Below are 1,139 nucleotides of genomic sequence, written 5' to 3'. Positions count from 1 at the left end.
TTTGTCAGCTCCACAGGACGTTCCAATTGATGGTCTTGTAGCCACTGTTCAGTTTTTTCATGCATGGGTCTGTCTTGCCCTAAAGCATAATTAAGGGCGCTCGCTGCACTTGCGCCATTGCTTATTTTTGCAATTGTTGCCATAACTCTTGATACCCCTTTTGAGCTTGAGCGAGTACTCCGTATGTATAGCGTAAAGCCACGATCAGCTCTTTATCTTGGTTGTCCATCCGATCGAATTGATTGAGTTTCTTGGCGATTTGATTTAAATTGGTTCCTTGTTTTGAGAGTTCTAATAATAAAGATTTCGCTTGGTCATGTTCGAGATAAGGTTTTTTTAAATGAGATTTTTGTGCTAATTTTTTCTCATAAAGATTCGGAGAGAGTCCATATGTTTCTCCTGAAATTTTCAGCTTATTGTATTGTTCTTCAGATAATCTAAATTGAATGTACTTTGTTTGATTTTGTGATACTTCTTTCTGATCCATAAATAGCCTCCTCAAAGATAAAATGCCCCAGCGCTCATTCCTCAATCGCCCTTTGTCATTGATTTTGTAATAAGCATTGCGCCCTATTCGGTTACAATCCTCACAACAAAATAGCAAATATAAACCCATAAATACTGCTGTAAGCTATCACATTGTAATACAAATTACTTCGTTCTTGTATTACAATGTGGCTTGAAAAGGGGGAAGTTTCACTTTCCCCTTTTATCCCCTTTGGATTGTGTCGATTTGCTTTACGCAAACGCCACCTACCCATTTTATAAAAATAAAATGGGCAAAAGATCTTTCTTTTTGTCATACAAAAAGAAGAAAAAAAAGAGACGATTTTCTTCTTCCGAAATCGTCCCTCTTTTTTCTAAAACCATGGATGAACAAACAAAATACGAGAGATTTTTTATTCGTTCATCCACTAAAAATATGCGAACAGTATGGCTTCATTCAATCCTGTTCTTACAAGTCAAAAGCATCGAATCGTCCTTGGACGATTCAACAAAAAAAGTAGTCGTTTTTGGACGACTACTAAGTTCTAAACATTCATTACCCAAAATCAATTTGGTCTAACATCGTTTCTCGACTAGCTTGATCTAATCCAAGATACGTTAAGGTCATAGCTTCACTTGAATGGTTTAATAAA

1 protein-coding gene is annotated in these 1,139 nt (G+C 36.3%); it reads right to left on the bottom strand.

The features are described from left to right. Positions 1-121: 121 nt before the first annotated feature. On the bottom strand, positions 122-487 hold the full coding sequence (locus tag ABT186_RS47820; protein ID WP_351930727.1) for a plasmid mobilization protein: 366 nt from the start codon (positions 485-487) through the stop codon (positions 122-124). Between the last annotated feature and the right edge of the window lie 652 nt (positions 488-1,139).

The organism is Streptomyces sp. NPDC001634 (assembly GCF_040298185.1).
Classification (GTDB): Bacteria; Actinomycetota; Actinomycetes; order Streptomycetales; family Streptomycetaceae; genus Streptomyces.
This window is presented reverse-complemented; position numbering and strand designations above follow the sequence as displayed.